At 68.7% G+C, this 24,395-nt stretch carries 24 protein-coding genes, 1 tRNA gene and 1 pseudogene; 15 read left to right on the plus strand and 11 right to left on the minus strand.

All coding sequences use genetic code 11. The annotated features are described in order from the left end of the window. Positions 1-73 precede the first annotated feature (73 nt). Entirely contained in the window at positions 74-1,666 is a 1,593-nt protein-coding gene (locus DMH01_RS06510; RefSeq protein WP_125674149.1) for a family 20 glycosylhydrolase, read from the plus strand. Positions 1,667-1,715: 49 nt separating this feature from the next. Here DMH01_RS06510 and DMH01_RS06515 read toward each other — a convergent pair whose 3' ends face one another. Next, positions 1,716-2,327, minus strand: a complete 612-nt coding sequence (locus DMH01_RS06515) for a TetR/AcrR family transcriptional regulator (RefSeq protein WP_125674150.1) — start codon at positions 2,325-2,327, stop codon at positions 1,716-1,718. Beyond that, entirely contained in the window at positions 2,317-3,012 is a 696-nt protein-coding gene (locus DMH01_RS06520; protein WP_125674151.1) for an MOSC domain-containing protein, read from the minus strand. The genes DMH01_RS06515 and DMH01_RS06520 overlap by 11 nt, the downstream gene beginning before the upstream one ends. A gap of 40 nt (positions 3,013-3,052) precedes the next feature. Between DMH01_RS06520 and DMH01_RS06525 the strand changes: the two genes are divergently transcribed. Beyond that, the gene (locus DMH01_RS06525) at positions 3,053-3,625 is read left to right on the plus strand and encodes a TIGR03086 family metal-binding protein (protein ID WP_125674152.1); all 573 of its coding nucleotides are present in this window, start codon (positions 3,053-3,055) and stop codon (positions 3,623-3,625) included. On the opposite strand, the gene DMH01_RS06530 is transcribed toward DMH01_RS06525, so the two are convergent. Together DMH01_RS06530 and DMH01_RS06535 are read right to left on the minus strand one after the other, a co-directional pair. Next, a complete protein-coding gene (locus DMH01_RS06530; protein ID WP_125674153.1) occupies positions 3,579-3,962 on the minus strand; it encodes a DUF779 domain-containing protein in 384 nt (127 codons plus the stop codon). The genes DMH01_RS06525 and DMH01_RS06530 overlap by 47 nt on opposite strands. Continuing rightward, positions 3,962-5,485, minus strand: coding sequence for an aldehyde dehydrogenase family protein (locus tag DMH01_RS06535; RefSeq protein WP_125674154.1), 1,524 nt, complete (start codon positions 5,483-5,485; stop codon positions 3,962-3,964). The genes DMH01_RS06530 and DMH01_RS06535 overlap by 1 nt, the downstream gene beginning before the upstream one ends. 105 nt (positions 5,486-5,590) lie before the next feature. Between DMH01_RS06535 and DMH01_RS06540 the strand changes: the two genes are divergently transcribed. Next, positions 5,591-7,081 (plus strand): helix-turn-helix domain-containing protein, encoded by a 1,491-nt coding sequence (locus DMH01_RS06540; protein ID WP_125674155.1) that lies wholly within the window; start codon positions 5,591-5,593, stop codon positions 7,079-7,081. Here DMH01_RS06540 and DMH01_RS06545 read toward each other — a convergent pair. Then, positions 7,044-7,631, minus strand: coding sequence for a DinB family protein (locus tag DMH01_RS06545; RefSeq protein WP_125674156.1), 588 nt, complete (start codon positions 7,629-7,631; stop codon positions 7,044-7,046). The two genes, DMH01_RS06540 and DMH01_RS06545, sit on opposite strands and share 38 nt — an antisense overlap. Before the next feature lie 94 nt (positions 7,632-7,725). On the opposite strand from DMH01_RS06545, the gene DMH01_RS06550 reads away from it, so the two are divergent. Both DMH01_RS06550 and DMH01_RS06555 read left to right on the plus strand, forming a co-directional pair. Then, a complete protein-coding gene (locus DMH01_RS06550) occupies positions 7,726-8,526 on the plus strand; it encodes an SGNH/GDSL hydrolase family protein (protein WP_125674411.1) in 801 nt (266 codons plus the stop codon). Continuing rightward, positions 8,505-9,062 (plus strand): TetR/AcrR family transcriptional regulator, encoded by a 558-nt coding sequence (locus DMH01_RS06555; protein ID WP_125674157.1) that lies wholly within the window; start codon positions 8,505-8,507, stop codon positions 9,060-9,062. Before DMH01_RS06550 ends, DMH01_RS06555 begins: the two co-directional genes overlap by 22 nt. Here the strand turns inward: DMH01_RS06555 and DMH01_RS06560 are convergent. Continuing rightward, positions 9,050-10,483, minus strand: a complete 1,434-nt coding sequence (locus DMH01_RS06560; protein WP_125674158.1) for an NAD(P)/FAD-dependent oxidoreductase — start codon at positions 10,481-10,483, stop codon at positions 9,050-9,052. The two genes, DMH01_RS06555 and DMH01_RS06560, sit on opposite strands and share 13 nt — an antisense overlap. Positions 10,484-10,578: 95 nt before the next feature. Between DMH01_RS06560 and DMH01_RS06565 the strand changes: the two genes are divergently transcribed. The 6 genes from DMH01_RS06565 to DMH01_RS06590 all read left to right on the plus strand — a co-directional run bounded on the left by DMH01_RS06565 (position 10,579) and on the right by DMH01_RS06590 (position 15,788). Next, positions 10,579-11,313, plus strand: a complete 735-nt coding sequence (locus DMH01_RS06565) for a DUF2786 domain-containing protein (RefSeq protein ID WP_125674159.1) — start codon at positions 10,579-10,581, stop codon at positions 11,311-11,313. A gap of 83 nt (positions 11,314-11,396) precedes the next feature. After that, positions 11,397-12,152, plus strand: a complete 756-nt coding sequence (locus DMH01_RS06570; RefSeq protein ID WP_125674160.1) for a GNAT family N-acetyltransferase — start codon at positions 11,397-11,399, stop codon at positions 12,150-12,152. A 28-nt stretch (positions 12,153-12,180) separates the two neighbouring features. Continuing rightward, positions 12,181-12,516 (plus strand): helix-turn-helix domain-containing protein, encoded by a 336-nt coding sequence (locus tag DMH01_RS06575; RefSeq protein WP_125674161.1) that lies wholly within the window; start codon positions 12,181-12,183, stop codon positions 12,514-12,516. Beyond that, positions 12,513-12,782: a hypothetical protein gene (locus DMH01_RS06580; RefSeq protein ID WP_038508185.1), complete on the plus strand. Its 270-nt coding sequence runs from the start codon at positions 12,513-12,515 to the stop codon at positions 12,780-12,782. Before DMH01_RS06575 ends, DMH01_RS06580 begins: the two co-directional genes overlap by 4 nt. 110 nt (positions 12,783-12,892) lie before the next feature. Then, a complete protein-coding gene (locus DMH01_RS06585) occupies positions 12,893-15,073 on the plus strand; it encodes an MMPL family transporter (protein ID WP_125674162.1) in 2,181 nt (726 codons plus the stop codon). Then, complete coding sequence (locus DMH01_RS06590) at positions 15,066-15,788, plus strand: bifunctional 2-polyprenyl-6-hydroxyphenol methylase/3-demethylubiquinol 3-O-methyltransferase UbiG (RefSeq protein WP_125674163.1); 723 nt, start codon at positions 15,066-15,068, stop codon at positions 15,786-15,788. The genes DMH01_RS06585 and DMH01_RS06590 overlap by 8 nt, the downstream gene beginning before the upstream one ends. Here the strand turns inward: DMH01_RS06590 and DMH01_RS06595 are convergent. Together DMH01_RS06595 and DMH01_RS06600 are read right to left on the minus strand one after the other, a co-directional pair. Then, positions 15,785-17,158 (minus strand): UTP--glucose-1-phosphate uridylyltransferase, encoded by a 1,374-nt coding sequence (locus DMH01_RS06595; protein WP_125674164.1) that lies wholly within the window; start codon positions 17,156-17,158, stop codon positions 15,785-15,787. The genes DMH01_RS06590 and DMH01_RS06595 overlap by 4 nt on opposite strands. Before the next feature lie 31 nt (positions 17,159-17,189). Continuing rightward, positions 17,190-17,762: a 5-formyltetrahydrofolate cyclo-ligase gene (locus DMH01_RS06600; protein WP_125674413.1), complete on the minus strand. Its 573-nt coding sequence runs from the start codon at positions 17,760-17,762 to the stop codon at positions 17,190-17,192. A 218-nt stretch (positions 17,763-17,980) separates the two neighbouring features. Here DMH01_RS06600 and glp point away from each other — a divergent pair, with 218 nt between their 5' ends. From glp to DMH01_RS06620, 4 genes are all read left to right on the plus strand, one after another. After that, positions 17,981-19,252, plus strand: coding sequence for a gephyrin-like molybdotransferase Glp (glp, locus tag DMH01_RS06605; RefSeq protein ID WP_125674165.1), 1,272 nt, complete (start codon positions 17,981-17,983; stop codon positions 19,250-19,252). After that, positions 19,252-19,923: a GNAT family N-acetyltransferase gene (locus tag DMH01_RS06610; protein WP_125674166.1), complete on the plus strand. Its 672-nt coding sequence runs from the start codon at positions 19,252-19,254 to the stop codon at positions 19,921-19,923. The genes glp and DMH01_RS06610 overlap by 1 nt, the downstream gene beginning before the upstream one ends. A gap of 161 nt (positions 19,924-20,084) precedes the next feature. Beyond that, positions 20,085-20,903: a gephyrin-like molybdotransferase receptor GlpR gene (gene glpR, locus DMH01_RS06615; protein ID WP_125674167.1), complete on the plus strand. Its 819-nt coding sequence runs from the start codon at positions 20,085-20,087 to the stop codon at positions 20,901-20,903. Positions 20,904-20,974: 71 nt separating this feature from the next. Continuing rightward, positions 20,975-21,047: transfer RNA gene (locus DMH01_RS06620), tRNA-Ala, on the plus strand. 236 nt (positions 21,048-21,283) lie between these two features. Here DMH01_RS06620 and DMH01_RS43190 read toward each other — a convergent pair. The 3 genes and pseudogenes from DMH01_RS43190 to DMH01_RS06630 all read right to left on the minus strand — a co-directional run bounded on the left by DMH01_RS43190 (position 21,284) and on the right by DMH01_RS06630 (position 24,349). Beyond that, positions 21,284-21,793, minus strand: coding sequence for a recombinase family protein (locus tag DMH01_RS43190; RefSeq protein WP_233621436.1), 510 nt, complete (start codon positions 21,791-21,793; stop codon positions 21,284-21,286). A gap of 277 nt (positions 21,794-22,070) precedes the next feature. Next, positions 22,071-22,619, minus strand: a pseudogene (locus DMH01_RS43195) (recombinase family protein); the annotation flags it as partial. A 203-nt stretch (positions 22,620-22,822) separates the two neighbouring features. Beyond that, entirely contained in the window at positions 22,823-24,349 is a 1,527-nt protein-coding gene (locus DMH01_RS06630) for a serine/threonine-protein kinase (RefSeq protein WP_233621418.1), read from the minus strand. Positions 24,350-24,395 lie beyond the last annotated feature (46 nt).

The following is a 24,395-nucleotide window of genomic DNA, read 5'->3' on the forward strand; positions in this document are numbered from 1 at the left end:
TTGTCGTGTTTGCCCTATTGGTCTATACCTTCTCAGGGAAGAGAGTCTCCAGTTATCCGACCGGAGGTGCTCCATGAGTAAACGCCTGTCCAGAACCGTGCTCGGCGTGGCGGTACTGAGTCTCGTGACGCTCGGCCTGCCCGCGACGGCGAACGCGGATACCGCGGCCGGGTGGCACGCGAAGGCCGAACGGACCGTCGCCGACGTCGTCCCGGCGCCGGTCGACGCGAAACCCGATCCCCGCTCCGACTTCCGGCTCGGTCCCGCGACCGTCATCCGCACCGACCGCGAAGGCAGGCAGGTCGCCGAGTACCTGGCAGGCCTGCTCCGGCCCGCCACCGGCTACCGGCTGCCCGTCGTCAGCGGTCACCGCGGCGGCGGCCCCGCCATCTCGCTCGAGACCGGCCACGCGAGCGGCCGCGTGGGCGGCGAGGGCTACCAGCTCAAGGTGTCGCGGTCCGGCGTGACCTTGAAGGCGAACACCGACGACGGCCTGTTCCTCGGCGTGCAGACCCTGCGCCAGTTGCTCCCGTCCGCGATCGAGGCGAAGACCGTCCAGAAGCGATCGTGGGTGGTTTCGGGCGGCACGGTGCTCGACTACCCGCGCTTCGGCTACCGCAGCGCGATGCTCGACGTCGCCCGGCACTTCTTCACGCCGGCGCAGGTCAAGCTCTACATCGACCAGATCGCGCAGTACAAGATCAACAACCTTCACCTGCACCTGAGCGACGACCAGGGCTGGCGGATCGAGATCAAGAGCTGGCCGAAGCTGGCGACCGTGGGCGGCCAGACGGCCGTCGGCGGCGCTCCCGGCGGCTACTACACGCAGGAGCAGTACAAGGACCTGGTGCGCTACGCGGCTTCGCGGCACATCACGATCGTTCCCGAGATCGACATGCCGGGGCACACCAACGCGGCGCAGCACTCCTACGCCGAGCTGAACTGTGACGGCAAGGCGGTGCCGCCGCGCACGGACATCGAGGTCGGCTACAGCTCGCTGTGCATCGGCAAGGACATCACCTACAAGTTCGTCGACGACGTCGTCCGCGAACTGTCGGCGATCACCCCCGGGAAGTACATCAACATCGGTGGCGACGAGGCCCACTCGACCACTCCGGAGGACTACCAGACCTTCGCCACGAAGGTGCATCCGATCGTCGCGAAGTACGGCAAGACGATCACCGGCTGGCACGACATCGCCAAGACGAAACCGCCGGTTTCGGCCGTCCCGCAGTTCTGGGGCACGACCGGGACGGACGCCCACGTGGCCGAGGCGGCGGCGCGCGGCAACAAGATCCTCATGTCGCCGGCGAACAAGGCGTACCTGGACATGAAGTACCACCCGCAGACGCCGCTCGGGCTGAGCTGGGCCGGGCTGATCGAGGTCAAGACCGGTTACGACTGGGATCCGGCCACGTATCTGCAGGGTGTGTCAGAGAAGAACGTCATCGGCGTCGAAGCTCCGCTGTGGTCGGAAACGCTGATCACCAGTGACCACATCGAATTCATGGCGTTCCCGAGGCTTCCTGGGTACGCCGAGATCGGCTGGTCGCCGAAGGAATCCCGGACCTGGGACGCCTACCGGCTCCGGCTGGCGAAGCAGAGCCCGCGGTGGGTTCAGCAGGGCATCGACTTCTATCGGTCCACGCAGGTCGACTGGAAGTAGCGCGCAATGAAAGGCCCCTTCCTTGCAAATTTCGCAAGGAAGGGGCCTTTCATTGCACGGCCGCGTCGTCGAGGCGGGCGGTGATGGCGGCGCGGGCCAGCGCGTAGGGCTCCGTGCCGCCGAACATCACCGAATCGGCGTTCGCGGCCCGGCCGAGCGCGTGCAGTTCGAAGGCCAGCCGGTTCACGTCGACGGACTCCCGCAGGTGCCCCGCCTTCCGCGCCTCGACGACGGTGGACCGGATGAACTGGGCGAAGGCGCGGCTCGCGTTCGCGACCGCGTCGTGGACCCGGCCGGTCCGCGCGTCGAATTCGGCGCCGGTGTTGAAGAAGAAACAGCCGCCAGGGAACACCCGGCGTTCCGAGTAGTCGAGCCAGTTCGCGCACAGCGCGCGCAACCGCGCGATCCCCTGTTCGACGCGCAGTGTCGGCTCGACGACGTTCTCCGCGAAGATCGCGCTCGCCGTCTCGACCGCCGCGAGCTGCAGTTCCTCCTTGGAACCGAACAACGCGAACACCCCGGATTTGCTCAGTTCCAGTTCGGCGGCGAGCCTGCCGAGGGACAGCCCGTCGAGCCCTTCGACGGAGGCGATGTCGACGGCGCGCCGAAGCACGATCCGCCTCGTCGCGTCACCTCGGGCCACCCGGCCGTCAACCGGCATTCCGTTCCTCTCGCCGCCGCTTCGCCGATTCCAGGCCGTCACGGTACTGCCGGGAAAGCGCCGGTGCCGCGAGCACCCGGTCCAGCAGCGACCAGTACGCGTCGCGACGGTCGTCGTCCAGCTGGGCGACGTTGGTGAACGAGGCGACGTAGACCTCGGCGATCGTCGGATTCACCGGATCGCGTTCTTCGAGCGTCATGCGCCCCGAAGTGGGCACTTCGCCCGTCCGCAGCACTCGCAGGTACCAGCCGCTGCGCCCGGAATCGATCATGGCCGGGATGACGTCCTTGCGCCCGGTCTTCATCGCGAGCTTGAAACACGGCGTGCGCGGCTGCGAGACCTGGACCAGCGCGTCTCCCCAGGCCCAGACGTCGCCGACGCGCACGTCGTACTCATCGGCGCCCGTCACCGACGCGTTCTCCCCGAAGTCGCCCGCGACCACCGGGAAGCCCTGCTCGGCCCAGGCCGCGTAATGCGTCGCCGGGTAGACGTAAACCGCTTTGTCGACACCGCCGTGGACACTTCGGTCCGCCTGGTCGTCACCGGCCAGGTTGATCTCGTCCAGCTCCAGGAACGGCGCTTCCACCCGCGTCTTGGCGATGGCGCTGTACACGGGAACGTCGCGTTTCATCCCCAGCACCGACGGCCGCCCGACGAAGACCTCGTTCACTTCGAGAGTGCTCACACTCTAGAAGATAGCACGATCGTTCGTATACATTGCCGCCATGGATCTCATCACGTTCACGACAAGGGCGCATCAGGCCGCCAGGACCACGATCGCCGGAATCGGCGCGGACGACTGGGACCGCCCGACCCCCTGCGCCGAGTGGACCGTCCGCGACATCGTGAAACACCTGATCGAGGGGCACGATTCCCGCACCGCGCAGGCGACCGGCCGCCCGATGAAGACCCGGCCGTCGGCCGACGACGACCTCGCCAGGTCCTACGAAGAGAGTTCCGCCGAGTTCCTCGCGGCCTTCGACGCCGAAGCGCTGGAGAAGACCTTCGACTTCGGGAGCTTCGGCCCGCTCCCGGGAAAGAACGCCTTGGCCGTGCTGTTCGTCGACACGCTCACCCACGACTGGGACCTCAACACCGCCCGCGGCCGTGAACACCGCTGGGACGACGAACTCGCGTCTGCCGCACTCAAGGTGGCGAGCCGCTACCCCGACGTGACGCCGGTACGCGGGCCCGGCGGCGCCTTCGACCACGCTGTCGAGGCACCGCCGGACGCCGGTCCGGGCGCACGGCTCATCGCGTTGCTGGGCCGTTCAGCTCAGCCGATTCCGCATCGCTGAACAGCCGGGAACGGACCAGGAAGCGGACCCCTTCGGGCGCCTCCAAGGAGAATCCGCTCCCCCGGCCGGGAACGACGTCGATGGTCAGATGCGTGTGTTTCCAGTATTCGAACTGGGGACCCGACATCCACACCGGAACGTCGTCGATACCGTCGACGCTCAGGTCACCAAGGTGAACGTCGGACGCCCCGGTGCGGAATTCGCCCGCCGGGTAACACATCGGGGCGCTCCCGTCGCAGCATCCGCCGGACTGGTGGAACATCACCGGTCCGTGGAGTGACACCAGCCGCCGCAGGAGCTCCGCGGCGGCCGGTGTCAAGCCGACCCGCTCGGCCATCAGAAGAACCCGAGCGCACTGTCCGAATAGGACACGAGCATGTTCTTGGTCTGCTGGTAGTGGTCCAGCATCATCTTGTGGTTCTCGCGCCCGATCCCGGACGCCTTGTAGCCGCCGAAGGCCGCGTGCGCCGGATAGGCGTGGTAGTTGTTGACCCACACCCGGCCCGCCTGGATGTCGCGGCCGGCGCGGTAGGCGGTGTTGCCGTCGCGCGACCAGACACCGGCGCCGAGGCCGTACAGCGTGTCGTTGGCGATCTTCAGCGCGTCGGCGTAGTCGTCGAACTTCGCCACCGAGACGACCGGGCCGAAGATCTCCTCCTGGAAGATCCGCATCTTGTTGTCGCCCTCGAAGACCGTCGGCTGCACGTAGTAGCCGCCGGACAGTTCGCCGCCGAGGTCGCTGCGCTCGCCACCGGTGAGGATCTTCGCGCCTTCCTTCTGGCCGATGTCGATGTAGGAAAGGATCTTCTCGAGCTGGTCGTTGGAGGCCTGCGCGCCGATCTGCGTTTCGGTGTCGAGCGGGTGGCCCTGCTTGATCTTCTTGACCCGCTCGACGGCGTCGCCGAGGAACCGGTCGTAGATACCGGACTGGATCAGTGCCCGCGACGGGCAGGTGCAGACCTCGCCCTGGTTCAGCGCGAAGAGCGCGAACCCTTCCTGCGCCTTGTCGTAGAACGCGTCGTTGGCCGCGGCGACGTCGTCGAAGAAGATGTTCGGGCTCTTGCCGCCGAGTTCGACGGTGACCGGGATGATGTTCTCGCTGGCGTACTGCAGGATCAGCCGTCCGGTGGTGGTCTCGCCGGTGAAGGCGACCTTCCGCACGCGGTTGCTCGACGCGAGCGGCTTGCCCGCCTCGACACCGAAGCCGTTGACGATGTTCAGCACGCCCGGCGGGATCAGATCGCCGATGAGCGACATCAGCAGGTGGATCGACGCCGGGGTCTGCTCGGCGGGTTTGAGCACGATCGCGTTGCCGGCGGCGAGCGCGGGCGCGAGCTTCCAGACCGCCATCAGCAGCGGGAAGTTCCACGGGATGATCTGGCCGACGACGCCGAGCGGCTCGTGGAAGTGGTAGGCGACGGTGTTGTCGTCGATCTGGGAGATGCCGCCCTCCTGGGCGCGCAGGGCGCCGGCGAAGTAGCGGAAGTGGTCGATCGCGAGGGGGATGTCGGCGGCGAGGGTCTCGCGGACCGGCTTGCCGTTCTCCCACGACTCGGCGACGGCGATCGCCTCGAGGTTCTGTTCCATCCGGTCGGCGATCCGGAGCAGCACGTTCGCCCGCTCGTCCACCGACGTCCGGCCCCAGGCCGCGGCCGCGCCTTCGGCCGCGTCGAGCGCGCGGTCGATGTCGGCGGCGGTGCCGCGGGCGACCTCGGTGAACACCTGGCCGGTCACCGGGGTGGGGTTCTCGAAGTACTGACCGCTCGCGGGCGGTACGTACTCGCCTCCGATGTAGTGGTCGTAGCGCGACTCGTAGCTGACGACGCTGCCTTCGGTGTTCGGTGCCGCGTACTTGGCCATCTTTCCTGCCTCATCGCTAGGGGTGACGGATGACGGCGAAGCTAGGGCGGGTGAGGTTGCACGCACGTTGCAACGAAGTGAGCGCGGTCACCTATTCTCGGAAACGTGGCGGAGCTGCCCGGAGGTGAAGCGTCGCCGCGTGACCCTCAGGCGTACGCGCGGCTGCTGAAGGACGTCCACGACGCCGTCCTCTCCGGTGTTCCCGCGCCGCGTTCCCCCAGGTCGATCGTGTCGGCTTCGTGGAATCGCTCGCTCGCCGCGCGCGTCGACCCGGACAAGGGCGTCGCGCCGCTGGTCTACGACTCCGGTGAGGTGAGCGGCCTGCGGGACGAGCATCCGCTGGCGCCGGTGCTGCCGATCCTGCGGCAGACGCTGGTGAGCATCGCCGACGACGCCGAGCACATGATGATCGTGACCGACGCGGCCGGGCACATCCTGTGGCGTGAGGGCGCGGCGGGCGTGCTGCGGCGCGCGGACGGCGTGATGCTCGCCGAAGGCACCCGGTGGAGTGAAGACGTCATCGGGACGAACGCGATGGGCACCACGCTCGCCACCGGGGAACCGGTGCAGATCTACTCGGCCGAGCACCTCGTGCGCACCTATCACGGCTGGACCTGCGCGGCCGCGCCCGTGCGCGATCCGGAGACCGGCGCGCTGCTCGGATCGATCGACGTCAGCGGCCCGTTGCGCACGGTCCATCCCGCGATGCTCGCGCTGGTCACGGCGGCCGCGCAGCTCGCCGAAGGCCAGTTGCGGGCGCGGCTCGCGATGCGCGACGAGCGGCTGCGCGCCGCGAACATGACGCATCTGGAGGCGTTGCGCGGCGCGCCGGGTGCACTGCTTTCCGCGAAGGGACGCGTGCTGGCGGCCGAAGCCTGCGGCGATCTTCCCTCCACTGTGGACATCCGGCCCGGCGGCGGCGCGGTCACCCTGCCCGACGGACGGCTCGGCACGGTGGAACCGTTGAGCGAGGGTTACCTGCTGCGCCTGCGGAACCGGGGCCCGTCGAGGCGTCCACGGCTCGCGCTGGAGTTCCTCACCGACGGGCCACCTTCGACCACAGTGGACGGTCGCGAGGTGCCGTTCACGTTGCGGCACGCGGAGATCCTCACGCTGCTCGCCCTGCACCCGGGTGGCCTTTCGGCGGAGCGGCTGGCCCTGCTGCTCTATGGCGAGAGCGGCAATCCGGTGACCGTGCGCGCGGAGATCCACCGGCTGCGGACGCAGCTCGGCTCCGACATCGTGCAGACGCGCCCGTACCGGCTTTCCGCCGAGGTCGACGCCGATTTCCTGCGTGTCCGCGCGGCGCTCAAACGAGGCGACGTCGCCGGGGCAGCGAACGCGTTCCGCGGCCCGCTACTGCCCGAATCGGAGTCGCCCGCCGTGCGCGAGGAGCGCGAGTCGGTCACCGCGTCGGTCCGCCGGGTCGTGCTCGGCAGCGGGGACGCGGCGGCGCTGTGGTCGTACTGGGAGACCCCCAGCGGAGCCGACGACCTGGAGATCGTCGACGCGCTGTGCCGGGTCCTCCCCGAGGGCGATCCGCGACGCGCCGTCGCCTTCACCCATCGTGCTCGCGTCCAGTCCGGGCGGCTTTGACGGCCGCTCGCTCGATCCGGTCGCGCCTCGCTGCCCAGAAGGCCTCGTCGCGCTCCGCGGTCGCCGCCTCGGTCGAGCCGTCCAGTTGTTCGCGCAGGATGTCGGCGTGCCCGGCGTGACGGCCGGTCTCGGTGAGCATGTGGACCAGGACGGCGAACAGCGTCACCCGTGGTCGCGGCCACCACGGCACGTGACCAGGCGAGTCGAGGGGCAGAGCCCCGATCGTCGCGTCCGAGTGCGCCCAAGCGCGCCGATAGCGGCCGACGACCTCCTCGCGGGTCTCGTGCTCGGTGGTCCACAGGTCGGCGCCGCGTTGCCCGAGGTCGTCCCACCGGGGCAAGGGTTCGGGGAACGGCCGGTCGAAGACCTCGCCGAAGTACCGGGATTCCCAGAGCGCGAGGTGCTTCACCAAGCCGAGGAGGTTGGTCCCGGTCCGGGTCAGGGGACGGCGGATCTCGTACTCACCCAGCCCTTCGATCTTCTGGAGCAGCACCTCGCGGAACTCTCGCAGATCGCCGTGCAAATGCTCTTTCGCGCCGTCATCGATCATGCCCCGAGCCTGCCAGGCCGGGGTGAGTAGACAGCGTCTACATCAGTTTGATAGACAGTGTCTACAAGGTGAACTAGTGGTTACGGAGATCTGGATGGGCTACCAACGTTTCGTCGCGCTCGGCGACAGCTGCGCCGAAGGGCTGGCCGATCCCCATCCGTCGGGTGGCTTCTACCGCGGCTGGGCCGACTTCGTCGCGGCCCGCCTCGCCGAGGAAGAGCCCGGTTTCCGCTACGCCAACCTCGCGGTCCGCGGCCGCAGGCTCGACCAGATCCACGCCGAACAGACCCCGGCGGCGAGCAGGCTCCAGCCGGACCTGATCGCCTTGTTCGGCGGCGGCAACGACGTGATGAGCCGCGGCTGGGACGCGCGCACGGTCGCCCGCCGCGTCGACACGGCGATCCGCGCCTGCACCGAGATCGCGCCGCGGGTCGTCACCTTCACCCTCAGCGACATCTCCCACCGCATGCCGATGGGCCACCGCATGCGCCCGCGCCTCACCGCGCTGAACGACGCCGTCCGCGAGGCGTCCGTCAGCTACGGCGCGACCCTCGTCGACCTCTGGCCGGACGACGCCGCGCACGATTCCCGCTACTTCGGCCCGGATCGGCTGCACCTGTCCGAGGAGGGCCATCGACGCCTTGCCGGACACGTCCTCGGCAGGCTCGGCGTCTCCCATGACCCGGCCTGGCTCGCCCCGCTGCCCGGATCGGCGGGACGCCCCGGCCTGCGCGCGGATCTGCGGTGGCTGACGCGCGAGGTCCTCCCGGTGGCGGTCAGCCGGTTCCGCAACCGGCTCATCGGCCGTCAGCCGGGTGACGGGTTCCTGCCGAAGCGCCCCGAACTCCTTCCCGTCCACGAGGAGACCCGGTCGTGGGCGCCCGAACCCGCCTGATCGACACCGCGGCGAACCTGCTGGCCGAAGAGGGCGTCGGCGCCGTGACGCTGCGCGGGATCGCCAAGGCCGCCGGCGTTTCGCACGGTGCGCCGCTGCGGCATTTCCCCGGCCGCGCGGCCCTGCTCTCGGCGGTCGCCACTCGCGGCTACACCGAACTGCTCGATCGCGGCACCGGCCTGCCGGACGGGACACCACGCGAACGGCTCATCGCGGCCTGCCACGGCTATCTCGATTTCGCGCTGGCCAATCCGGCGATGTTCGAGCTGATGTTCCGCCGCGACCTCATCGACGCGGACGATCCCGAACTCACGCGGGTCAGCAGCGCGGTATTCGACTTCTTCGCCGCGATGGTCGCCGAGCTGCAGGAAGGCGGCTGGCATCCCACGACCGATCCGCGGCTGCTCGCGTCGTCCCTGTGGGCGTCGCTGCACGGTCTCGCCCAGCTGTGGCTGTGGGGCGGGCTGGCCGGTGCGAGCTTCGCGCCGTCACCGGAAAGGGCGCTGGCCGTCACCCTGGACGCCTATCTGGGCTGAACCGGGAAATCCTTGCCCAGTACGGATTTCGCGGCATGCCAGCCACCCATCCCGTGCACACCTGGCCCCGGCGCCGTCGACGCCGAACACAGGAAGACCCCGTCGAGCGGGGTCCGATGCGGATTCCACCGGGCGACCGGCCGTCCCAGCACCTGCCGCAGATCCACCGCACCGGCGGCGACGTCACCGCCGGGATAGTTCGCGTTGTACGCCTCGAGTTCCGGCGCGGTGAGACAACGGCTCGCCAGGACCGTGTCGGAGAATCCGGGCGCGAAGCGTTCGATCCGCCGCCGGATCAGCTCCGTGGCGTCTCGCGGATCCCCTTGTGGCACATGACAATACGCCCACACCGGCCGCTTGCCCGGCAGCCCGCGGGACGGGTCGAGCGCCATCGGATCCGACACGAGCACGAACCGGTCGTCCGCGTCCTCCCCGCGCGCGATGGCGTTTTCGGCGGCGTACACCTCGTCCCGTGTACCTCCGAGATGGACGGTGCCCGCCTTGCCGACCTCCGGCACCGCCCACGGAACCGGTTCGGACACCAGGAAATCGACCTTCGCCACGCCGGGTCCATAGCGGTAGGACTCCAGCGCCTTGCGGTACCGCGGCGGCAGCAGATCGCGGGCGATTTCGAGGAAACCGCGCGGGGCGACGTCGAGGACCACCGTGCGCGACTTCGCGAGTTGCCGCAGATCGGTGATCCGGCTGCCGGTGTGGATCCGCCCGCCGCGCGCGCGGACGTCGGCGGCGAGCGCCTCAGTGATGGCCTGGCTGCCGCCGCGGGCGATCGGCCAGCCGGTCGAGTGCGCCAGGTGGCCGAGCAGGAGTGTCGCGCCGGCCGCGGCGAGCGAGGGCTGACGGCCCATCACATGCGCGGAAACCCCGGCAAGGAGCGCGGGCGCTTCCGGGCCGGTGAACAGGCGACGCTCCAGACCGGTGGCGAGCATCGCGATCCTGGCCGGGAGCAGGGCGGCGACGCGAGGATCGCGGGGAGGATGGCGAAGGTCTCCGAGCAGGAGCTCGGCCAGTTCGCGGCTGTGTCCGGCCAGCGGCCCCAGCAGACGACGCCATCGGGGGCCGTCCGTGCCGAGGGCGTCACAGGTCCGGTCGAGATCTTCGTAGGCGAGCCCGGCGCGGCCACCGTCCAGAGGATGCGCGTACGCGATCTCCGGCCGCAGGAGATCGACGCCGTGCGCGGCGAGATCGAACCAGCGGAAGAACGGCGACGCCGCAGCCAGCGGATGCCCGGTGGCGCAGATGTCGTGCCGGACCTCGTCGTCGAACAGCGAAGCCGTGCGCGTCCCGCCGCCGATCTCGTCCGCCGCCTCGTGCACTTCGACCGTCAGCCCCGCTCTGACCAGCAGAACCGCCGCCGCGAGCCCGTTCGGACCGGAACCGACCACCGACACGTCGACCGCCATAGTGCCCCCTTGCCGGGATCGGCGACAGCTCACCCGAATATTGTCGGACCTCTCTCCTAGATTGATCCGCTCCAACCCAATCAGGAAGGAGGGTCATGCCCGACCATGACACGCTGCTCGCGCGCGTCCGGAAACTCCTCGCGAAGGCCGAGGACCCGGCGGTCACCGAGGCCGAAGCCGAGTCGTACAACACCAAGGCCGCCGAGCTGATCGCCCGGTACGGCATCGATCAGGCGCTGCTGGCCGCCTCCGGGGCGACCGCGGACGAGATCACCCAGATCATGATCCCGCTCGACAACCCGTACAGCCGGGACAAGGCGGGACTGCTCACGAACATCGCGCATCCGCTGCGCTGCCGGGCCCTGCTGCACCGGCTCGGCCAGTCGGTCACCGCGGTGACGGTGTTCGGTTTCCGCTCCGATCTGGAACGCACGGAGCTGCTGTACACGAGCCTGCTGCTGCAGGCGACCACCCAGCTGACCCGGGTCCGCCCGGAGAACCGGGTGTTCGCGGGCGAATCGCTGGCGGCGTACCGGCGAACCTGGCTGCACGGGTTCTCCGGCGCGGTCTACGAACGGCTCCGCAACAGTGAGGACACCGCCGCCCGGACCCATACGGCCGCCGCCGGACATCGTTCGGCCGAACTCGTGATCCAGGACCGGACGGCGATGGTCAAGCAGGCGTACGACGAGCAATACGGAGACCTGCGCTCGGCGCCGCCGAGGCGGTTGTCCGGCAGCGGCTACCTCGACGGGCACTCCGCCGGCGAGCGCGCCAACCTCAACACCACCGGCATCACCGGACGGCGCCGCGCGCTGCCCGTGCGCTAGTCCCGTCGCACTCCCTCGCACGGCGGAGTCCGTGCCCGAAAACCACCTCGTGAGAATCGCGTGTCCTCGGGTCTGCTGAGGACATGATCGTGATCGAAGACCTGGCCACCCGGCCCGACCTGCGTGAGCCCGCGCTCGCCCTCGGCGGTGTCGGCGGCGAATTCCTCCAGCACGGTCTGGCGGGCCTGCTGGCGAAGTCGTCCCACCTGGCCGCCCGCTGGCCGGAATACTTCCTCGTACTGCTGGAAGACGGCGTACCCGTGGCGAGAACCGCCGCCGTCCCGGTCGGCTTCCCCACGGCCGAGCGCCCGGAGCTGCCGGACCACGGCTGGGACGCCGCCCTGATCTGGGCCGCGGAAGATCTGATGAGCACCCGTGAGACGAAGACACTGGTCGCACTCGAAGTGCTGGTCGCGCCAGGCCGCCGTGGTGGCGGCCTGGCCGTGAAAGCGTTGCAGGCGTTGAAAAAACGCGCCTCGGAAACAGGAATGCGCAAGCTCTTCGTGCCGGTCCGCCCGGCCGGGAAGGAGAACGAGCCAGAACTGTCCTTTGAGGACTACATCGCCCGCCGTCGCGCGGACGGGCTGCCGGAGGATCCGTGGCTGCGCACGCATGAACGGCTCGGCGCCCGGTTCGTGAAGGTGGCGCCGTTCGCGATGACGGTCACGGGCACCTTCGCCCAGTGGAAGGCGTGGACCGGCGTCGAACTCCGGGACGGCCTCACGGCCGTGCCGGGCGGGATCGCGCCGGTGCTCGCCTCCTCGGCGCTGGATGTCGGCGTCTACGTCGAACCGAACGTCTGGCTGGAGCACCTGGTAGACGAAGCCAGCACCTGCTAGATTTCTTTGGCATGTGCAGGAGCGCGGCATGACCGCCACCGGACCGTCCGGCGACGAGCTGCTGCGGCTGCTGGGGGCGCTGGCGAATCCGCACCGGCTGCGGATCGTCGCGGCGCTGCGCGTGGAACGCGCGTATGTCAGCCAGCTGGCGCGAGAGCTCGGCATCAGCCGGGCGCTGTTGCAGCTCCACCTGCGCAAACTGGAGGCGGCGGGGCTCGTTTCGGCCGCATTGGAGCTGTCGGAGGACGGGAAGGCGATGAAGTTCTACGAGGTGAAACCGTTCCTGGTCGAGCTGAGCCCGGACACCATCGCCGCCGCGGCGCCGACACTGAGCACACCGGGTGATGAGGGGGAACGAGCGTGAACTGGCATCAATGGCAGGAGGTCGCCGGGCTGATCGGCATCTTCGTGTTCCTCACCGTGGTGATCACGGTGGTCGTGTGGCAGTTCGGCGCGACCATCCGGGCCAGGGGCGCGCTCGCGCGCGAGCAGGAATACCGCAGGCTCGCCGAGAAGGCCGTCCAGGCGCAGGAAGAGACCGAACGCAAACTCACCGAACTCGACGGACGCCTCGCGGATCTGCGCAAGAGCGTGGGCACGGTCGAGCGGATCCTCAAGGAGGTCGACTGACCGGCCGGTGAAAGACCCCGGGCCGCCGAGCGGCAACTCGACGGCCCGGGAAAGAAGAAGCAAAACCTCGCCCGAGGCATCTCACTCCTTCACGCAAAGGACTGTAGTTCATGCTGCCCGAAAAGATCGCCGCGTGGTCCCTGCGGCATCGCGCGCTCACCCTCGTCGGCTGGGTCGCGCTCGTGGTCGTCGCCCTGTTGTCGGGAATGCTGCTGGACGGCGAAGGCCGCCGCAGCACCGATCCCGGCGAGTCCGGCCGCGCGCAGACCGCGCTGAACGCGCAAAGCACCTTCGATCCCTTACGCGAGAACGTCCTCGTCGCGGCGAAGGAGCCTGGCTCGCCGCCGTTCGCCGCGAACGAGGAACTCCGGCGCGCGACCGAAGACCTGGTCACCACGCTCACCGGGTCCGGCGCCGTCACCGACGTCCGCTCGCCGCTGGCCGCCGACGGCGCCGACCGGGTCTCGGCCGACGGCGCGTCCGGGCTCGTCGGCTTCGCGATCGCGGGCGGGGAGAAGGACATCCGCCCGAACTTCGAGACCGCGACCGCGACGGTGGACACGGTCGCCGCCCGACATCCTTCGGTCCGGCTGGGCCTTTCCGGGGATCTCAGCCTGTCGTCGGTGGTCGACAAGGGCATCCGGGAGGACGTCCAGCGTTCGGAACTGCTTTCCCTGCCGCTGACCCTGGTGATCCTGCTGATCGTCTTCGGGGCGCTGGTCGCCGCGTCGGTCCCGCTGCTGCTGGCGGGCACGAGTGTCGCGGCGACGTTCGGTTTCCTCTCCGTCGTCGACGATTTCACCCCGATCAACAGCGCGACGACGGTGATCACCCTGCTCATCGGGATGGCGGTGGGCGTCGACTACTCGCTGTTCTTCCTCCGGCGGCAACGGGAAGAACGCGCGCGCGGCCACTCCGTCGACGGCGCGATCCTCGTCGCGGCGCGAACCTCCGGGCATGTCGTGGTCGTCTCCGGCGTCACGGTCGTCCTGTGCGTGAGCGGGCTGGTGTTCACCGGACTCGATAACTTCACCGGACTCGCGATCAGCACGGCGTTCGTGGTCGGGCTGGCCGTGCTCGGCGGGGTCACCGTGCTGCCGGCGCTGCTCTCCCTGCTGGGTGACAAGGTCGATCGCGGACGGATTCCCTGGCTGGGCAAGCGCCGCACCGCCGCGGAGAACTCGCGGTTCTGGTCCGCGACGGCCCGCGTGGTCACCCGGCGGCCGGCGCTGTGGGGCGGGCTCGCGACCGCCCTGCTCATCCTGCTCACGCTGCCCGCGCTCGGCATGCACCTGCAGGATCCGACCCCGGCGGAGAGCCTGCCGCGCTCGATGGCGACGATCGACGCCGCGGTGCGCACCCAGGAAGCCTTTCCGGGAGTGGTCTACCCCGCCACGGTGGTGCTGACGGCCGAACGCGGCGGCCCGGTCGACAGCCCGGCGCTCCGGGCGGCGATGACGGATCTCGAACGGCGGATCGGCGGATCCTCCGGCGTGCTCAACAAACCCATCGCCGTCGCGAACGTCGACCAGGCCGTGGTCGTCCGTGTCCCGCTGTCCGGCGCGGGCCGCGACGCGGAAGCCGACGCCGCGCTCGCGAAACTACGCACCGAACTGCTTCCCGAGACGGTCGGCAAGGTGGACGGCGTCGAGTTCGCGGTGTCGGGCCGCACGGCGAGCGCCCGCGACTTCGCCGACCGGGTCGTCGAGCGGATGCCGCTGGTCTTCGGGTTCGTCCTGCTCGCGGCGTTCTTGTTGCTGCTGCGGGCTTTCCGGTCCGTGCCGGTGGCACTGGTGTCGATCGTGCTGAACCTGCTGTCGATCGGCGCGGCCTACGGCGTGCTCACCTGGATCTTCCAGGACGGCCATTTCGCTTCCCTGCTGGGCTTCACCCCGTACGGCGGGGTCGTGGGCTGGCTGCCGATGTTCATGTTCGTCCTGCTGCTCGGGCTGAGCATGGACTACCACGTCTTCATCCTCAGCCGGATCCGTGAACGGCGGGCCGAAGGCGCCGTCACCGCGATCGTCCGCGGCACCGGCACGAGCGCGGGGGTGGTCAGCGGGGCGGCGGTGATCATGGTCGGCGTGTTCAGCGTCTTCGTCACGTTGAGCGCGATCGAGTACAAGATGATGGGCGTCGGGATGGCGGTCGCCGTCCTGATCGACGCCACCCTGATCCGCGGCGTGCTGCTGCCCGCCTTCCTGGCGGCGCTGGGCGAACGGGCCTGGCGGCGCGACCGTAAATCCGTGGCCCGCGAACGCGTCCCGGAACTATCGTCGCCCAATGCCTGACGCGCTCTTCGCCCACGCCCGGCTCGCACCGATCTACGACGCCTTCGACGGCGCTCGCGACGATCTGGAGCACTACCTCGGCATCATCGGCGAACTCGGGGCGAAGAGAGTGCTCGACGTCGGCTGCGGCACTGGCTGCCTGGCCGTCCTCCTCGCCGCACGGGGGCTGGAGGTCGTGGGAGTCGATCCCGCGGCGGCGTCACTGGAGATCGCGAAGGCCAAAGACCCGGAAGGGAAGATCGCCTGGATCCACGGCGACGCGAAAGCGGCGGGTGACGCCGGCGCCGATCTCGCGGTGATGACCGGGAACGTGGCCCAGGTCTTCCTGACCGAAGTCGAATGGCGCCGGACGCTCGAAGGCATCCGCACCGCGCTGGTGCCGGGCGGTCACCTGGTCTTCGAGATCCGGCGCCCCGGCCGCCGCGTGTGGGAGGACTGGGCCGCCGACACCGCGCACGACGTCATCGACGTCCCCGGTGTCGGCGAGGTCGAGCAGTGGCGTGAGGTCACCGAGGTGAACCTCCCGTTCGTGTCGTTCCGGTACAGCTACCGGTTCCCCGACGGCGAGGTCGTCACCTCGGACTCGACGCTGTGGTTCCGTGAACGCGACGAACTGGAAACGTTGCTGGCGGAGCACGGTTTTCGCGTCCTGGACGTCCGGGACGCGCCGGATCGTCCAGGACGCGAATACGTGTTCATCGCCCAGTTGCGCTAGAGGACTTCGCCGTCCGGAACGGTTTTCGGTCCGGTGATCTTCACGTCTCCACGGACGACGACGTTCTTCCCGAAGGTGACGTCACCGTCGACCGAGAGGCTCGTGCACTCCTTGAGTGAAGGTGCGGAAGGGATCCGCGCGTCGAAGTCCGGCAAGAGCTTGTAGAACTCCTTGCTCAGCGACACGACCGGCGGGGTGGTGGTGAACTCCGGGATCATCTCCCCGCCCTCGTCGAGCACGTACGCGTCGGACCGGACGACGAGCAGGTCGTCGGTGGTCTTGACCGGCGCGAACCGGGTCCGCGGGATTTCGATGGCCCGCGCGCCCTCGACGGAGCCGATCGCCGCGCCCATCGCCGTTTCGAGCTGAATCACCGGCGTACTGGCCGAATCGGCCGGATCGACGGTCTTGCGGTTCACGATCAGCGGCAGCTGCGGCGCCGCCGGGTCGGCGTCCTGGAGCGCCTTCAGCCGTTCGAGGTCGACCCAGATGTTGTTGGTGTTGTAGAACCGCCATTTGCCGACATCGCCGAACGAGTCGTCGCCGTCGGGGACCTGCGCGGATTCACGCAGGACGATCCGGCCCGCGCGCCGCGCGAGGTGTCCGCCCTTGCGGTCGGCGGCGGTGCCGAGCACCGTCTCCATCGCGAACGGGATGTCCTCCTTCGCCAGCCACGCGGCGATCCGCGCGTCCGGCAGCGCGCCGAGGTTGTCGGCGTTGGACACGAAGCACCAGCGGATGCCCTCCGCCAGCAGCGTGTCGAGCATCCCGCTCACCGCGAGCGCGACGTAGATGTCGCCGTGCCCCGGCGGGCACCATTCGAGTTCCGGGTTCGCGGGCCATTCGACGGGCCGCCCGTCGGCGGTGATCTTCGGCTCGCGACCCTGCAGGAAGTCGGCCGGGATGACGTCGTCGGCGAGATCGGGATACTTCTTCAGCAACTCCAGCGAAGGTTCGCGGGTGCCCGCCGAATTCATCAGGATCAGCGGGAGCCGGGCGTTGTACTTCTCGCGGGTCGAGAGCACCTGCATGGCGATGACGTCGAGGAACGTCTTGCCCGGCTTGATCTCCAGCAGCGACTTCGGTCCGGTGAGCCCCATGCTCGTGCCCAGCCCGCCGTTGAGCTTCAGCACCGCGGTGCGGTCCAGCACCCGGCGCGCTTCTTCGGCGTCCGGCTCGGGCAGGTCGACGAGCCTGCTGATGTCCTCGAGCGGTTCGAGTTCGCTTCCCGGCAATTGGCCGGCGCCGGGTTCGGACAGCTGCTCGAGACGCCTTCGCAGGGCCGCCAGCTCCATGGCATGGGCCCCCGCGGAACGCATTTTCGACAGCGTTTCGGCGAACTGATCGGACAGGTGCGCGTCAGAGCTCATTGTGCCCTTTCTGAACCACTGCGTCGGGATATCAGTCTATTACCGGTCTCGGCGCCAGGCCGTGCTGCGGGGTCAGTACCCCGGTCATCCGGACGTCATGCGGTTCCGCGGGCAATTCACGCACGAGTTCGGCGTCCCGCACGACGGCGATCAGCGCGGCGTCCGGCGCGGCGAAGGAGAGCGACCGGTCGTAGTACCCGGCGCCCCGGCCGAGCCGGACCCCTTCGTCGTCGACGGCGAGCGCGGGGATCAGGACCACATCGGCCGTCCCCAGCGTGTCGGGACCGAGACGGCGCCCGGTCGGTTCGAGCAGCCCCCGCAGCCTGCCGGGCCCGAGACTCGACGGGCCCTCGAACGCGGCCCACTCCAGCGGCCCCGGCGTGTCGGGGACGATCGGCAACAGCACGCGTTTCCCCTGGTCGACAAGTTGATCAAGCAGCGCCGTCGAACCCGGCTCGGTACCGAAGGGGACGTAGGCGCACACGACCTCTCCCGGCAACCGGGCGGCCGCGGCGGCGAGCGCCACCGCCTCCCGCGTCCGCACTTCCGACACCTGCGAACGTCGTTCGGCGGTTATCCTGGAACGCCACTCCGCTTTGCTCAGGTGTTCATTGCCAGGCTCGACCACGCGGTCAGGTTAGGCTTCACGCCTATGACAGGCGCAGCGACCACCCCGGCGGCACGGACCACGAGGAGCTTGCCCGATCGGGCGATTTCCGCGGCTTCGGACCGCATCACTCCTGGTAACGGTGGTGAACTTCAGTTCACCGACGGGCCCACATCGCGCGCCTGGTCGAACGAACGGATCGAGATCCCCCAGTCATGACGGAGCCCATCGCCGAAGCGGCCGAGACCGAAGACGCGGGACAGTTCCGTTCCGTCGAGGATCAGATCGCGCTGACCCTGGACGCCGCGGTGCGCCCGCGCCCGGTCCGGGTCGCCATCTCCGAGGCCCAAGGCCTCCTGTGCGCCGAAGAGGTCGTCGCCGAACACGCGCTGCCCGGTTTCGACCAGGCCGCCGTCGACGGCTACGCGGTACGAAGCGTCGACGTCCGCTCCGCGGGCCAGGAGCCGGTGCAGTTGCCGGTGGTCGGCGAGATCGCCGCCGGCTCCCGCCAGCCGCGGCGGTTGCAGCCCGGCCAGGCCGTGCGGGTCGACACCGGCGCGCCGTTGCCCACGCTCGCCGACGCCGTCGTCCCGACCGCCTACACCGACGGCCACCAGGCCAAGGTCACCGTGCACAAGTCGGTGCCGTCGGCGGCCTACGTCCGCCGGACCGGCGAGGACGTGCAGATCGGCGACGTCGCCGTGCGCAAGGGCGACACCATCGGCTCGGCCCAGGTCGGCCTGCTCGCCGCGGTCGGCAGGGCGAAGGTCCTGGTCTACCCGCGGCCCCGGGTTTCGATCGTGTCCGTCGGCGACGAACTGGTCGACATCGACCGCACCCCGTCGGTCGGGCAGGTCTACGACGTCAACTCCTACGCGCTGTCCGCGGCCGCGCGGGACGCGGGCGCCGAGGTGAGCCGTGTCGGCATCGTCCCCGGCGACCCGAAACGGCTGCGGGAGGTCGTCGAAGGCCGCCTGCTGATGTCGGAGATCGTCGTCGTCGCGGGCGGCGCCGGCGGAAGCGCGGGCGACGAGGTGCACGCGGCGCTGTCGGACCTCGGCCACATCGACATGACCCGCGTCGCCATGCACCCCGGTTCCGTACAGGGCTTCGGCAGGCTCGGCCCCGATTCGGTGCCGACGTTCCTCATCCCCGGCAACCCGATGAGCGCGCTGGTCGTGTTCGAGGTCCTGGTCCGCCCGCTGATCCGCGCCGCGCGCGGCACCCGCAACCCGCACCGCCGCATCGTCGGCGCGCGGCTGCTCTCCCCGATCACCTCCACCAAGGGACGCAAGGGTTTCCTGCGCGGCCAGCTGCTGCGCGACGAGGGCAACGGCGAGTACCTGGTGCAGCCGCTCGGCACCTCCGGCGCGCACCTGCTGGCGTCACTGGCCGAGGCGAACTGCCTGATCAACATCGACGAAGACCTCACCGAGGTCGCCGCGGGCGAGCAGGTCAAGGTGACCTTCCTGGCCCAGCGGGCGTAATGGGCGCACCGATTTCCGGCGTCGCGTATCCGATCGAGAGCAGGCATCCGGGCTGGCCCGCGAAGCTGGGCCCGCTCCGGGTGCCCGCCGGGATCCTCGCCGTCCGGCCGGTCCGGCTGCGGGACGCCGGCGACTGGAGCCGCGTCCGGCTGCGGGATCGCGCACACCTCGAAATGTGGGAACCGACCGGCGTCGGACCGTGGCCCGATCGCAACGCGTATTGGTCGTGGCCGTCCCAATGGCTGGCACTGCGCGGCCTCGCCAGGCGCGGGCAATGCCTCCCGTTCACCATCACGGTGGATGGACGCTTCGCGGGACAGATCACTGTGGGTAACGTCATCCGGGCGTCGCTCCGCTCCGCCTGGATCGGCTACTGGGTGTCGTCGGACATCGTCCGCGGCGGCGTCGCGACCGGCGCCGTCGCCCTCGTCACCGACCATGTCTTCGACTTCGGGGGACTGCACCGGCTGGAAGCGACCGTCCGCCCCGAAAACACTCCCAGCCTGCGGGTTCTCGCCAAAGCGGGCTTTCGCCAAGAGGGACTTTTCGAGCGCTACCTCGATGTCGCGGGCGGCTGGCGGGACCATTTCTGCTACGCCGTCACCAAGGAGGAGACCGGTGACGGACTGGTCTCACGGCTCGTCGCGAAGGGCCTCGCGGAGCGCGTTTGACCCCGTCACCGGGTCGTTCCGGTGACCGCGTTACCACAAGCTGTGAGATTCACCTAATTTGGTGATGCATTTTCCGTGATCGAAACCGGCGAGTCTGCGCGGCGTGTGTGACTGTTGTGGCTAGCGTGACTACAGCAGTGGATCGGGGGAGGTGACGGGAGATGCCCAGTTCGGTGATCATCGTCGCGCTCGCAGCGGCATGGCTCGTCGTTCTCGTGCCCATGGTCGCCCGCAAGCGCCAGCAGGTCGCACGGACGACGGACTCGGCCTTGGCGGCGCGAGTCGTGCGGAGCGGGAGCACACGCCACGAGGGACCGGAGGAGTTCGCGATGGCGGAGAACACGGAACCATCGGTAGAAGACGACCTGGCCGAACTCGAGGCGGAGCTCGACGCCGACCTCGAAGACGAGGCACCGGAGGCCGAGCCGCTTCCCCAGCCCTCGCGCACGGCCCGGCCCGAAAGAGAACGCCAAGCCACCGGCTATCGGCCCGGCCGCGGCGGATTCGACCCGGAGGCGGCGGACATCGCCGCGCGCGCCAAATACGCGTTCCGGCAGCGGATCGTCATCGCCCTCCTGGTACTGGTGGTCACCACCGCGGTCGTCGCCGGCTTCCTGACGCCGACGGTCTGGTGGGCCAACGGTGTCGTCGACGCCGTCCTCATCGGCTACCTCGTGTACCTGCGCCGCCAGGTCCGCATCGAGAACGAGATCCGGCAGCGCCGCCTCGCCCGCTTCAACAGCACCCGCGCCCCGCGCCACCCGGCGGCCGACGACGACGAAACCCACGAGTCCCGTGAGTCCGCTGAGGACATCGAGGTCGTCGCCACCGAACGCCCGGCCGTCGTGGAACGCAAGCCGTCCCCGATGTCCCGCCTCCGGCGCCAAGCCGTCGTCGTCGACCTCGACGACGAGGATCCGGCCTTCCACGAGCTCGACGAGCCCGGGACCAGGCCTTTCCGCCGGGCCTCCGGAGAGTGACCCCCCTCGTTCGAGGCTCCATGAGCCACTGCTAAGCTCATGGAGCCTCAAATGAGGGGCAAGCTTCACCAGGGGCTGTAGCGCAGTTGGTAGCGCGTCTCGTTCGCATCGAGAAGGTCAGGGGTTCGATTCCCCTCAGCTCCACCGGAAGTTCGATTTTTATGCTCTGACCTGCGGATCTACTCGTAGAGTAACCCTCTCGCTCGAAACGTGAGCGAGAGGGTTTTTGCTGGTCAGGACCTGTTTTTGTGTTCTATCCCCGTAAGGTGTCGTGCTTATTGTGGCTGGTGTTGTTTAAGTCAGGATGCCGCTGACCGTGGCTCATGGTTGGTGATGCGGCCGTCGGCGAGGTAGAGCCGGTGGAAGATCGCATGGTTGAGTCACCGGCGCTGATCGTCGTCGCAGATCCGATAGATCTGGACCGGGGCGAGGGTCTGGCCGAGATCGTCGTCAGCGATGTTGCCCGTAGCGAGCCGGGCAACGGCATCGGCGACCTGCTGGTGGCTGATGGTGGTGTAGTAGCGCTCGACGGCGTGTGCAGCGATCGCGACGTTGACGTATGGGGCTGGACAGTTGGCCTGCTGGCGGTTGCGGCAGAAGAAGTAGGTGTATTCGTCGCGGTGACGGGTGACGGTGTGCTGGATGATCATCCGGCCAGTGGCGCTGGTTTGGTGGCAGTGTCCGCAGTACAGCGTGCCTTTGAGGTAGTGATGGTGCGTCCGCCGGCGCTCTCCGGAGGTGGTGCGGGCGTCGAGGACGGCTTGGACGCGGTCGAACAGACGCTGACCGATGAGTGGTTTGTGGCGCCCAGGGAGTTCTTCGCCGCGGTAGGTGACGTATCCGAGGTAGTAGCGGTCGCAAAGCATCCGGGCGAGCTTGCTGATCGACACCCGCTGTGCGGGGTACCGGGCGGTGGGGGCGGGTGCATAGCCCCCGCTGGTAGAGCCGCTGGGACAGCTGGTCGAGGGTGAGGTTGCCGATGGCGAAGAGTTCAAAACCGAGTTGGACCAATGCTGCGCGCTCTGGGTCGACGATGATGGTGCGGATGTCGCGGCCATCAGTGCGGTCGATGTGATTGAGGTAGCCGAGCCGGGCACGGCCGATGGTGCCGCCGTTGCGGGCCTTCTGTCCCATCTTGTAGGCGATGTCAGCGCCGGACTCACGGAACTGGTACTCGTTGACGGTGGCGAGGATGCCGTGCATAAGTTGGCCAACCGACGTGTCGTCGACGGACTCGGTGGCCGAGATCAGGCTGACGCCGCGCTGCCGCAGGTCGGCCATGACGAGTGCGTCATCGATCCGGTTGCGGGCCATTCGAGACAGCTTGTAGACGACCACATGGTCGATGTCGCCAGCATTGCGGATCCGGGCCAGCATCCGTTGGAACTCGATGCGTTTGATCATCTCGGTGGCCGAGCGCCCAGGCTCCACGTATTCGTCGGCGATCGTCAGACCGAGCTGCTCAGCCCTGCGGTGACACGCCGCGCGCTGGGCCGGGATTGAGATGCCTTCGGGGTCGTAGTCCCGCCCTACCTGCCGCGTCGATGACACCCGGAGATAGAGCACTGCCTTGCTGTCTGGACGCGATCCGTCGAAGAGTGGACTGCCGATAGGGGTGGGCAGGGATGCGGCTGCATTGTTCATGGCGGCGAGTCGAACAAAGCTGCGCGGTGACTGCGACTCCAGCCGTCCGACGAACGGCTGGAGTCGCTTCATTGGGTGAACGGGACACCATGTTGGCTGGCATCCGCCAATCAGATCTTCGGGAAGCGGGTGGCCCCGGCGCTCGCTATGAACGGAGCAGGGCTTCCTGCGGGCGGTAGACAGCCGCGAACGGTGGACTGGCTGATCACGCCATCGCCGAGGGGCACGGCACCTCCGCCTCTGCTCCTCACGCGGTACAAACGTCGGTATGGGGGTTACTGCATAGCTGAGCGGAACCGGGAAATTTGCTTGTCCAGATTGCGGACTTGCGTCGAGTCAACACCGAACGCGTCGCATAGGAGCGGGCGAATGCTCTCCAGTTCCGTCACCGCCTCATCCTCCTGCCCATCGGTTGCAAGCATCTGGGCGATGACGTACCGAGATTCGAGGGCCCTCTCTGCGGTGTCGCCCTGAGACGAAGCAGCGGCGTTTTGTATGTAGAAGCGCAGTTGAGGCAACGCTTTGTGCGGCTTGCCAATCTCCGCATACGCGTGACCCGCGTGGTACGCGGTGTCGAGGACGACTGGATCGGTCGACGGCAGGTGCCGGCGGTAGTCCCGGCCGACAGCCTCGAAGATAGTCGCGGCGCGCGTGTACTCGCCGGCGTAGAAGCAGGCTGCCGCTTGAAGGTGACGTAGCCGAAGCTTCAACGCGGGGTCGTGGTCAGAGCGCTCTATGCCGTCCTCGATGAGGCTGATCGCTCTGGATGGCTGGTCGTTGTCCAGCAAAGCCTGGACGTTGGCCTTGAGAACGGCGAATTCCTCATCGGTGAGCGGATCGCGGGTACCGGTTTGCCGTGGACGGCTCGCGGGGGCGAGCAGCGGTCTGCGGAACGGGCGCGTCGGATCTCGCGGCTCGTCAACCTCGGCGGGCCCGTGTTGCGCAGACGCCAGCGCAACGAGGGCGCTGTACACAGCCGTTGCTGACGGACGGTCCTGAGGTTCCTTCGCCAGCATCGACGCCACCAGGGCGTCGATGCTGGCCGGGATGTCAGGGCGCCATGAACGCACGGATGGCGCAGGTGAATGCAAGTGGTGAGCTCGCAGAGGCGTATCCGTGGTCGCTTGGAACGGTACGTCGCCGGTGAGCAACTCGAAGAACAGGCAGCCGAGCGAGTAGATGTCGGACGCGGAGGTCACCGCCTGCCCGAGCCCCTGCTCCGGCGACATGTACGCCGGTGTGCCGACAGTTCGGTCGACCTGCGTCAGGCGGGGCAGCGCGCCCGCGCCGCGCAGGATCGCGATGCCGAAGTCGAGCACCTTGACGAGGCCTTCGTCGACCAGCATGACATTGGCGGGCTTGATGTCACGGTGGACGATGTCCACTCGGTGCACGTCGGCCAGCACTGCTGCGATCTGCGTGGTGATGGCTGCCGCCCATGCGACGTTCGGCGGTTCGGTGGAGTAGTCGGTGTGATCGAGGATCGCTTCCAATGTCGAACCTCGCAGCAGCTGCATGACCAGCCACAACTGAGTACTGCCGTCAGGCCCGGCCTCAACGCCTGTGTCATACACGGCCGGGGTACCGGGGTGTTCGAGTTGGGCGGTGGTGCGGATCTCACGCAGGAACCGCTTCCGGTCGCGCTCCAGCGCATCGAGGATCTCGACCGCCTCCGGGCTGTCTGGAGCAGCCGGAACCGAGGAGGGTGGGCGCAAGCGCTTGATCGCGACTCGCCGATCCAGGCGCTCGTCATAGCCGAGAAAGACCTCGCTCATGCCGCCACGGCCGAGTGAGGCGTCCACTCGATACCGTCCGGCTAGGAGCCGCCTTTCCGCCGGTTGCTCCGTG

It is taken from the genome of Amycolatopsis sp. WAC 04182, assembly GCF_003947465.1.
Classification (GTDB): domain Bacteria; phylum Actinomycetota; class Actinomycetes; order Mycobacteriales; family Pseudonocardiaceae; genus Amycolatopsis.

Bases quoted from the DNA above. Each gene is read 5' to 3' on its own strand.
- DMH01_RS06510 (WP_125674149.1), top strand. From the start codon at position 74: ATGAGTAAACGCCTGTCCAGAACCGTGCTCGGCGTGGCGGTACTGAGT.
- DMH01_RS06515 (WP_125674150.1), bottom strand. From the start codon at position 2,327: ATGCCGGTTGACGGCCGGGTGGCCCGAGGTGACGCGACGAGGCGGATC.
- DMH01_RS06525 (WP_125674152.1), top strand. From the start codon at position 3,053: ATGGATCTCATCACGTTCACGACAAGGGCGCATCAGGCCGCCAGGACC.
- DMH01_RS06530 (WP_125674153.1), bottom strand. From the start codon at position 3,962: ATGGCCGAGCGGGTCGGCTTGACACCGGCCGCCGCGGAGCTCCTGCGG.
- DMH01_RS06535 (WP_125674154.1), bottom strand. From the start codon at position 5,485: ATGGCCAAGTACGCGGCACCGAACACCGAAGGCAGCGTCGTCAGCTAC.
- DMH01_RS06545 (WP_125674156.1), bottom strand. From the start codon at position 7,631: ATGATCGATGACGGCGCGAAAGAGCATTTGCACGGCGATCTGCGAGAG.
- DMH01_RS06550 (WP_125674411.1), top strand. From the start codon at position 7,726: ATGGGCTACCAACGTTTCGTCGCGCTCGGCGACAGCTGCGCCGAAGGG.
- DMH01_RS06560 (WP_125674158.1), bottom strand. From the start codon at position 10,483: ATGGCGGTCGACGTGTCGGTGGTCGGTTCCGGTCCGAACGGGCTCGCG.
- DMH01_RS06565 (WP_125674159.1), top strand. From the start codon at position 10,579: ATGCCCGACCATGACACGCTGCTCGCGCGCGTCCGGAAACTCCTCGCG.
- DMH01_RS06570 (WP_125674160.1), top strand. From the start codon at position 11,397: ATGATCGTGATCGAAGACCTGGCCACCCGGCCCGACCTGCGTGAGCCC.
- DMH01_RS06575 (WP_125674161.1), top strand. From the start codon at position 12,181: ATGACCGCCACCGGACCGTCCGGCGACGAGCTGCTGCGGCTGCTGGGG.
- DMH01_RS06585 (WP_125674162.1), top strand. From the start codon at position 12,893: ATGCTGCCCGAAAAGATCGCCGCGTGGTCCCTGCGGCATCGCGCGCTC.
- DMH01_RS06590 (WP_125674163.1), top strand. From the start codon at position 15,066: ATGCCTGACGCGCTCTTCGCCCACGCCCGGCTCGCACCGATCTACGAC.
- DMH01_RS06595 (WP_125674164.1), bottom strand. From the start codon at position 17,158: ATGAGCTCTGACGCGCACCTGTCCGATCAGTTCGCCGAAACGCTGTCG.
- glp (WP_125674165.1), top strand. From the start codon at position 17,981: ATGACGGAGCCCATCGCCGAAGCGGCCGAGACCGAAGACGCGGGACAG.
- DMH01_RS06610 (WP_125674166.1), top strand. From the start codon at position 19,252: ATGGGCGCACCGATTTCCGGCGTCGCGTATCCGATCGAGAGCAGGCAT.
- glpR (WP_125674167.1), top strand. From the start codon at position 20,085: ATGCCCAGTTCGGTGATCATCGTCGCGCTCGCAGCGGCATGGCTCGTC.